7 protein-coding genes and 1 pseudogene are annotated in these 9498 nt (G+C 44.3%); 1 reads left to right on the top strand and 7 read right to left on the bottom strand.

Going from position 1 to position 9498, the window contains the following annotated elements:
• Nucleotides 1-98 precede the first annotated feature (98 nt).
• From fba to CKO50_RS02205, 7 genes are all read right to left on the bottom strand, one after another.
• Entirely contained in the window at nt 99-1163 is a 1065-nt protein-coding gene (gene fba, locus CKO50_RS02175; protein ID WP_010607559.1) for a class II fructose-bisphosphate aldolase, read from the bottom strand.
• Between the two features lie 194 nt (nt 1164-1357).
• On the bottom strand, nt 1358-2536 hold the full coding sequence (locus CKO50_RS02180) for a phosphoglycerate kinase (RefSeq protein WP_095726817.1): 1179 nt from the start codon (nt 2534-2536) through the stop codon (nt 1358-1360).
• A gap of 127 nt (nt 2537-2663) precedes the next feature.
• Nucleotides 2664-3674 (bottom strand): erythrose-4-phosphate dehydrogenase, encoded by a 1011-nt coding sequence (gene epd, locus CKO50_RS02185; RefSeq protein WP_010607557.1) that lies wholly within the window; start codon nt 3672-3674, stop codon nt 2664-2666.
• 109 nt (nt 3675-3783) lie between these two features.
• Nucleotides 3784-4401: a 3'-5' exonuclease gene (locus CKO50_RS02190; RefSeq protein WP_095726818.1), complete on the bottom strand. Its 618-nt coding sequence runs from the start codon at nt 4399-4401 to the stop codon at nt 3784-3786.
• Nucleotides 4402-4404: 3 nt separating this feature from the next.
• Nucleotides 4405-6243 (bottom strand): DUF294 nucleotidyltransferase-like domain-containing protein, encoded by a 1839-nt coding sequence (locus CKO50_RS02195; protein WP_095726819.1) that lies wholly within the window; start codon nt 6241-6243, stop codon nt 4405-4407.
• 90 nt (nt 6244-6333) lie between these two features.
• Nucleotides 6334-8058 (bottom strand): sodium:solute symporter family protein, encoded by a 1725-nt coding sequence (locus CKO50_RS02200; protein ID WP_010607554.1) that lies wholly within the window; start codon nt 8056-8058, stop codon nt 6334-6336.
• A gap of 11 nt (nt 8059-8069) precedes the next feature.
• A complete protein-coding gene (locus tag CKO50_RS02205) occupies nt 8070-8333 on the bottom strand; it encodes a DUF4212 domain-containing protein (protein ID WP_010607553.1) in 264 nt (87 codons plus the stop codon).
• Nucleotides 8334-8743: 410 nt separating this feature from the next.
• On the opposite strand from CKO50_RS02205, the pseudogene CKO50_RS02210 reads away from it, so the two are divergent.
• Nucleotides 8744-9498, top strand: a pseudogene (locus CKO50_RS02210) (hybrid sensor histidine kinase/response regulator); the annotation flags it as partial.

Here is a 9498-nt window from a genome sequence, read left to right on the forward strand (position 1 = left end):
AATCAAGGATCAGATACAAAAAAGCCTCTATTTCAGAGGCTTTTGAAGTATCAAAGTGCGATGCACAATTTTACTTAGTCAAATTTTGATCCGATAAGTTATTTCACTTTAGGATCTAATTCACCAGTTAGATATCTCAAGTGCATATCATCAAGTGAAATTGGCTTGATCTTAGCTGCTTGACCAGCTGTACCGAACGCTTCATAGCGCGCAACACAAATCTCAGTCATCGCTTTCGTCGCTTCCGCTAAGAATTTACGTGGATCGAAATTGCTTGGGTTTTGCGCAAGATGGCGACGAATCGCACCTGTTGATGCTAAACGTAGATCGGTATCGATATTGACTTTACGAACACCGAATTTAATACCTTCAACAATTTGCTCAACCGGTACACCGTAAGTCTCGGGGATTTCACCACCAAACTCATTGATGATTGCTAACCAATCCTGCGGTACTGAAGACGAACCATGCATTACTAAGTGGGTATCGGGAATACGAGCGTGAATTTCTTTGATACGGTTAATTGCTAAGATATCGCCCGTTGGTGGACGAGTGAATTTATATGCACCATGCGATGTACCACATGCAATAGCAAGCGCATCTACATTGGTTTTCTTGACGAAGTCTGCTGCTTCTTCAGGATCTGTCAGTAGCTGATCTTCTGTTAATTTACCTTCAGCGCCGATACCGTCTTCTTCACCAGCTTCACCGGTTTCAAGAGAACCAAGTACACCTAGCTCGCCCTCAACAGACACGCCACAAGCGTGCGCCATTTCAACGGTACGACGAGTAACGTCCACATTATACTCGTAGCTTGAAGGCGTTTTACCGTCTTCCATTAGGGAGCCGTCCATCATGACTGACGAGAAACCAAGTTGAATAGAACGCTGACATACAGCAGGTGAAGTTCCATGATCTTGGTGCATTACAACTGGAATATGAGGCCATTCTTCTACAGCCGCTAAAATCATGTGGCGGATAAATGGTGCACCAGCATATTTGCGTGCACCAGCAGAACCTTGCACGATAACCGGACTATTTGTCTTGTCCGCAGCTTCCATGATCGCACGCATTTGCTCTTGGTTATTCACGTTAAATGCCGGAACGCCATAACCATGCTCAGCTGCATGATCGAGAAGTTGACGCATACTGATTAAAGCCATATTGCTTTTCTCCAATTGTTGATAGCCACCGCTATCGGTTTGAACGGATAATATGTTTACACCAGCCAACGCTGATGAGGTTAACCACTTTATTTGTTGGCTAACCGGACGCTACGCGTCATCAAGCAAACATCAAGTATGTGAGAGAGTGATGTTTACCTGATATTAAGAGGCAGCTTAACGCTACCTCAATTTTAGTCTCTAGCTCGCTGCTCAAGCATGGCGACCGCAGGAAGTGTTTTACCCTCTAAGAACTCAAGGAAAGCACCACCACCTGTAGAAATATAAGAGATATCTTGCTCAACACCATACTTGTCGATAGCAGCTAACGTATCACCACCACCAGCAATTGAAAATGCTGATGACTTAGCGATGGCATTGGCAATCGCTTCAGTACCATTACCAAATTGATCAAATTCAAATACACCCACTGGGCCATTCCAAACCACAGTGCCAGCATTTGCAATGATCTCGGCAAGTTGAGTTGCAGTATCAGGACCGATGTCGAAGATCATGTCTTCATCTGAAACTTCGCTCACATCTTTAATGGTAGCAACCGCAGATTCTGAAAACTCATTGCCTACAACTACATCAGTCGGAACAGGAATATCGCCGTCATTCGCTCTGGCAGCAGCCACTAGCTTGTTCGCTTCTGGGATCAAATCCGCTTCATACAGTGACTTACCGACAGGGTTACCCGCTGCAGCAATGAAAGTATTTGCAATACCGCCACCAGTAACAAGTTGGTCAACAACCTTAGACAATGAATCAAGCACGGTTAGTTTGGTTGATACTTTAGAGCCGCCAACGATGGCCACCAAAGGGCGAGCTGGGTTATCAAGTGCTTTGCCAAGCGCGTCGAGTTCTGCCGCAAGCAATGGACCTGCACAAGCCACTTCAGCGTACAAGCCAACACCATGTGTTGAAGCCTGTGCGCGGTGCGCAGTACCAAAGGCATCCATCACGTAGACATCACAAAGCGCTGCTAGTTTTTTCGCCAGTACTTCATCGTCTTTCTTCTCACCAACGTTAAAACGCACATTTTCGAATACGATAACTTCATTGTCTTGTACATCCACGCCATCAAGATAGTCAGTCACTAAACGTACATCTTGAGATAACGCATCATTAAGATAATCCACAACCGGCTGCATAGAGTATTGTGCATCATACTCTCCTTCGCTTGGACGACCAAGGTGAGACATCACCATCACTTTAGCACCTTTTTCTAGTGCTAATTTGATACTAGGTAGTGCAGCGCGGATCCGCGCGTCCGACGCGACTTTGCCATCTTTAATTGGCACATTTAGGTCTTCGCGGATCAACACACGCTTGCCGTTTAAATCTAAATCCGCCATCTTAATGACTGACATTGGACATCTCCTTAAAGAACGATACATTTTGTTATCTACAAGGCAGCAATCGTTTGCCACCTCGGTTTGAATTATTGTTTTAATTTTGCGCAGACAATTTGATTATAACAGCGTCTGAAACAAATGATTAGCCACGCATCATCACGCAAGCGGTATCAAGCATACGATTAGCAAAACCCCACTCGTTATCACACCAAACTAGCAGCTTAACCAAGCGCTTGTGACTCACTCGAGTTTGCGTACCATCTATAATACAAGAATGTGGATCGTGATTAAAATCAACCGACACTAACGGCTCTTCAGTGTAGCTCAATACCCCTTCTAAACGACCACCAGCGGCCTGCTTTAGAACCGAGTTTACCGCATCAATTGTGACATTTTCATTGAGCGTAACGCTCAGATCCATCGCCGTAACATTGATTGTTGGCACCCGTACCGCGATCGCCTCAAAACGACCTTGGAACTTAGGTAAAATACGTTCAATACCGCGAGCCAGCTTAGTATCAACAGGAATGATGGATTGGCTTGCCGCGCGTGTACGCCGTAAATCACTGTGATAAGCATCAATCACTTGTTGATCATGCATAGAGGCGTGAATAGTCGTAATAGCACCAGACTCAACACCAAACTTATCGTCTAGCACTTTAATTACCGGAACAATACAGTTTGTTGTACATGAGCCGTTAGACACAATGGTGTGCTCAGGTAACAATATCTCTTCGTTGATACCGAAGATCACTGTCGCATCAACATCAGCATCCGCGGGGTGTGAAAATAATACTTTCTTTGCCCCTGCCTGAATATGCGCAAGTGCGTGCTGACGAGAATGATAGACGCCAGTGCAATCAAGCACCACATCAACATCTAGCGCGCGCCAAGGCAGGTGACTTGGATCTGGCTCTGAAAATAACTGGATCTTATCCTCAGCTACTTCCAAAAAAGATTCTGTTAACGAAACTGGAAAAGCAAAACGCCCATGTGAGGTATCGTATTTTAGAAGATGCGCGATCCCTTTAGGATCCGCCAACTCATTGATGGCTACAATTTGTATTTCGTGGTGACGACCCGACTCATAGAGTGCTCTTACGATATTACGCCCTATTCGACCAAAGCCATTAATTGCAAGCTTGATTGTCATTAAATTGAAAATCCATGAAGTCGCAAGTACGAAAGTTCCCCTTCGTTTTGATGGCGCTATTGTAATCGACCTGAGTGAAATGTGTAAGGGGCTAGAGCAATTTTTTAACTCAAGCTAAGTCCGCAATTTTACATTTACCACCAGCACAAATGGCCTGAGATTGCGCCAACAGTAGTTCCGCTGTCGCTAAAGCATCGCTAAGCGCATCATGCAATTGATGAGGAGGTAAACCATAACGCATTCTACAAGCGTTTAGTGTTAATGCATCTTGCGCCAACGGATAGCCTTGCTTTAACACACGACGCTTATCTATCTGCATGGTATCTAACAACAAAGCAGGTCTTACATGTAGCTCAAAGTGCTGAAATGCCGCCTTAAGAAACGCCCAATCCATCTGTACGTTATGACATACCAACACTTTACCGTGGAGCGCGCGCTGAAGCGCCAGCAACAAAGTTTGTAAGGACTCACCGTCAGCTAATCGACTACTATCAATACCGTGGAAAACTGGACTTTGTGCAAGCATTCGCACTTCACTGTTCAAATGATACTGTGCATCTTTCACTTGGATCCGCATATTTTTAATCGGCAACCAACCAGCCGACACAATTTCATGGCGCTTAGGATCAAGACCTGTGAGCTCAAGGTCAAGCACCACCAACTCGGCTTGCGCAAACGGCAGATGTTTATAGCGCCACTTAGCAACAGAGTGAGAAAACCAGTTCATTACTTATAAACTCCCTCGAGCAAACTTAAACGCACTCGCCTGCTGTGCTTGTTTTACTAAATAAAATGCTTCTTTGAGTTGATGGCGTTCAAGAGAAGAGAGGTTTTCTGGGTTTATACAATTTCCTGGTAATCCTTCACGGTTGATTTGAGTCTTTAACCGCAATTGTGTTAAGAATCGCCAACAGTCTTTTAGATTGTCGATATCCGACTTAGCAAGTAATGGGCTTTTAGTCAGTGCTTCTAGGCGCTCTAAGGTGTTAGCTCTTGCAACCCCAACCTTTAGCGCATACAACCTAACCACATCGTTGATAATGGCAACCCCACGCTTTTTCAGATCTAAATACTTATGTTTGCTCTTGTCTTTTTCCAGCTTAAATTGTTGAAAGATCCCGATCGGTACCGAGTTTGCGTTGATGTCTGTCGCCATTGCCGCATAAAACAGCTCGTTTCGACTGATCTGATCCAAAGATTGGCGCAGGGTCGCATAGAGATCGCTGGCGCCATCAATAAAACGCATATCAAAGTAGATCTTGCAATTAAGCATCGCTTTTGGCGTAGGAGACAAGATCCACTTGCTAAATTTGGCGGTCCACTGGGCAACTGTGCCACGGCAATCTGCATTACTAGCCATGATATTTCCCGGGCAAGATTGAATACCGCACTCGTTGAGTTGTTCACAGACAAACGCGCCTAAAGCAGCAAAGTAACGACGATCGTTTTCGCTAATATTGTCTGGTAGCAACAAACCATTGTCTTGATCTGAATGTAAGGTCTGCTCTTCTCGTGCCTGAGAGCCAAAACAGATCCACGCAAAACGACATGGCGCGGCACCGTGCTGCTGTTGATATAAATAGATTAATCTTGATGTTAGCGCATCAGTGAGGCCACTTAGTAGCTTGCCAATCAGTGAAATATCTTCGATATGATAGGAAAATTGACGCAATAGATCCGGGATCTCCTGAGCGCAGTTTTTGATAGCCAGAAGATTTTGCGCTTTATAGATCCTGCCAATAAGTTGCACCGGATCACTTTTTTGCTGTCTGAGCAGATCGGTGCTGGTCAGCATGCCTAGTGGTTTATATGCTTCATTTAACACAGGCAAATGATGAATATTGTGCTTAAGCATTAAATGCAGGGCCGAAAACACACGATTGTTTTCAAAAATATGTTTTGGCTTTTCCGTCATGATCTCAGCAAGTGGAGCGCTGGGATCTTTGTCTTGCGCTAGCACTCGATTGCGCAGATCTCTATCCGTCACAACGCCAACCAAGCGCGCTTGCTCCGTGACCATAATTGATGAAACACGATGCTGGTTCATCAATTTGGCGGCCTCACGAATACTCGCTGTCGGCGCGATAGTAACCGCATCTTTGGTCATTAGTTCAGATATTTTCCGCTCTGACCAAGTTTCGCTCTGCTGTTTATAACGAGAAGAAAGTAGTCGGTTAGCATGTGCTCTAACAAAGTATTGTTCAAACGATTTGTATTCTCGGCGCAAAAAATCAAAGTTCTGCTCATTGAGAATGTAAACCAAGCCATCTTTTTGCACTTCGATACGATTTTGAATGGCATCACCGGTTAATAAAGAAGGATAACCAAAGTACTCTCCTTCACTCATACGGCCAATAACTTCGTCTTTAGCTGAGATAAGATCAACCACGCCAGAGCGCAGTAGATATAAATTAGGCTTGCCATCTTGAAGCCAATCTTGTTGATTCGTCTGGCTAAGATAAACAATTTCGATATGTTTTGAAAAGTAGCTGGCAGCCGCTTCGGGCAATTCAGAAAACGGGGCTTGTTTATAAACAAACTGAAAGACATCTTGAATTTCTGGCGTCATACCTAACTGTCCTTTTAATCGTCTACAATTTTGCACTATCAAAAACAAATTTGCCCAGCACGCTGGCTGGGCAAATTCGATTAGCATTGCTTAGTGTGCGTGAGCAGCGCTAGACCCTTTAGGGTTACGGATCCCATCAACCATCACTTTGACTTCTTCAGGTGTATCCGCGGTCACCTTCATAACCAGTGCAGCTACAACGAAGTTCACTAGCATACCTACAATACCGATCCCTTCAGGAGAAATCCCAAACAACCAGTTTGCAGGGGCATTTAGCTCAGGGCTGACAAACTTAAAGTAAATAATATAAGCCGCAGTGAAACCTATACCCGTTACCATGCCGGCAATCGCACCTTCTTTATTCATTCGCTTAGAGAATATCCCCATGATAATTGCAGGGAAGAAACTCGCCGCAGCCAACCCGAAGGCAAATGCAACCACCGAGGCGACAAACCCTGGCGGGTTTATACCAAAGTATGCCGAGATCCCAATCGCTACCATCGCTGCTAAACGCGCGGCTAGCAGTTCTTGCTTATCGTTGATATCCGGCTTAATGGTACGCTTCAACAAGTCGTGTGATACTGATGTTGAAATAACCAGTAGCAGACCAGCGGTTGTCGAGAGCGCCGCAGCAATACCACCCGCAGCGACCAATGCAATCACCCAAGCAGGTAGATTCGCAATTTCTGGATTTGCCAATACCATAATATCGCGGTCAATCTTCACTTCGTTTGCACTTGCAGGATCATCAATCTTGCCCGCAGAGTACTGCATTTTGCCATCACCGTTCTTATCATTGAACACGATTAGGCCTGTTCTTTCCCAGTTTTTCACCCACTGTGGTGCTTCTTCATAAACCGTACCACTACCATCTTTACCGTTAATCGTGTCGATCATATTCACACGAGCGAACGATGCAACAGCCGGTGCTGTTGTATACACGATAGCGATAAATACTAAAGTCCAAGCGGCTGAAATACGTGTGTCTTTTACTCTAGGAACGGTAAAGAAGCGAACGATTACATGTGGTAGACCAGCAGTACCAACCATAAGTGCAGCGGTAATCGCAAACACATCAACCATACTCTTAGAGCCTTCGGTGTACTGCGCAAAACCGAGCTCGGTACTAAGTCCATCTAGCTTATCGAGTAGATAGGTGCCCGAACCATCAGCCAACGTTGCGCCAAAACCGGTTTGTGGTAGCAAATGGCCTGTCATCATCAGGGAGATGAAAATTGCAGGAACTAAATAAGCAAAGACAAGTACACAATATTGAGCGACCTGCGTATAAGTGATCCCCTTCATACCGCCAAGTACCGCGTAGAAGAATACAATTACCATTCCGATGTAAACGCCCGTTTCGATATCAACTTCGAGGAAACGAGAAAACACCACACCAACACCACGCATTTGACCAGCAATATAGGTAAAACAGATGAAGATAGCACACAGGATCGCAACCACACGTGCAACCTGAGAATAGTAACGATCACCGATAAAATCTGGTACCGTGAACTTACCAAATTTACGCAAATAAGGTGCTAAACACAGGGCAAGTAATACATAACCACCGGTCCACCCCATGAGATAAACACCGCCGTCGTAACCAGCGAAGGAAATAATCCCCGCCATTGAAATAAAGGACGCTGCACTCATCCAATCTGCTGCAGTTGCCATACCGTTTGCAACAGGAGGTACACCGCCGCCAGCAACGTAGAATTCATTCGTAGACCCAGCTCTCGCCCAGATAGCGATACCGATATAAAGCGCAAAACTAAGGCCGACGATAATAAAAGTTAAAATTTGAACATCCATCGATTAGCTCCTCACTCATCCACGCCGTATTTTTTGTCTAACGCATTCATTTTTGAAACGTAGACAAAAATTAACGCAACAAAAGTATAAATTGCGCCTTGCTGAGAAAACCAAAATCCGAGTTTAAATCCAAAAAAACGAACTTCGTTGAGCACATCAACTAATAGGATGCCGAATCCAAATGAAACGACAAACCAAATAGCGAGTAGCTTAAACATCAAGGCGAGATTTTCTGACCAATATGCTTTCGCTTGTTCTTCACTTTTAAAAGCCATTTTAAATCTCCTATCACCCGCTCCAACATGGAGCAAGTTGTGTTAATAGACCTTAATGAGAGTAGCAACGGCTTGGTAAGTTGAAATTGAGACCTTAGTCGTAACGGCAAATTAACGTTTACGTAAACTGCAGATGCATGGTATTCATAAGAATTAAAAAGCCTTTATAAACAAAAAGATAAGTCAAAACAGGTTGGATGAAGATGTATTTTCAATGAGTGGATGCGACAGTAAGACATTAGTCTAACTTGAATGGTGAATGAACGTCTTCACTCACCAAAGAAAACTCTAACACTTTGATTTTAAATAAGATATAAATATAAAATAAAATTATAGAGTAAACTAGACTATGGGTGCCATTTGTTTGCTAAAGTATGACGATATTAATACCAAAAACTATAACAAACATTATGACTGCCATTTTACTCCTTGTTGCCGCTGCTTATATTGGTGTACTTTTTTGGCTCGCCAACTGGGGAGATAAAACCACCCCCCGCGCACTCAAAATTAGTCATCATCCGTTTGTTTATGCCTTTTCCTTAGGGATTTATTGTACCTCTTGGACTTATTACGGCTCGGTAGGTACTGCGGCCACCAGTAGCTGGCATTACTTCCCCATTCTTTTAGGGCCCATTTTACTGTTTTTGTTCGGTCAGGGTTTTTTGCGCAAACTCATATTGGTCAGTAAAAAGCAGAATATCACCACCATTGCCGACTTCATTTCAGCACGATACGGTAAACGCCAAACTACGGCCGTCATGGTAACGATGATAGCCCTATTGGCAACCATTCCATATATTGCGCTCCAGCTCAAAGCCTTGAGTAGTAGCTTTTTGTTATTACAGCAGGATGAGCAAGTGTCTGGCACTGCGCTCGCATTAGCTGGCACCTTGATCATGGCATTATTTGCGATTTTCTTTGGCACTAGAAAAGTAGATGTGACTGAGTATCGCTCAGGGTTGATGTTGGCCGTTGCTTTTGAATCTATCGTTAAGCTACTCGCACTCGGTATTGTTGCCGTGCTTGCATGGCAATCCTTAGCTCAAGTTCCCGACTCATTTGAAGCATTGAGCGAACATTGGCAATCTTTTGACTTCTTTAACTTCAACTTCGTTGGACAAACGCTTATGGCAGCGGCTGCCATCGTCTGTTTGCCCCGACAATT

This window comes from Pseudoalteromonas sp. HM-SA03 (genome assembly GCF_002289345.1).
Classification (GTDB): domain Bacteria; phylum Pseudomonadota; class Gammaproteobacteria; order Enterobacterales; family Alteromonadaceae; genus Pseudoalteromonas.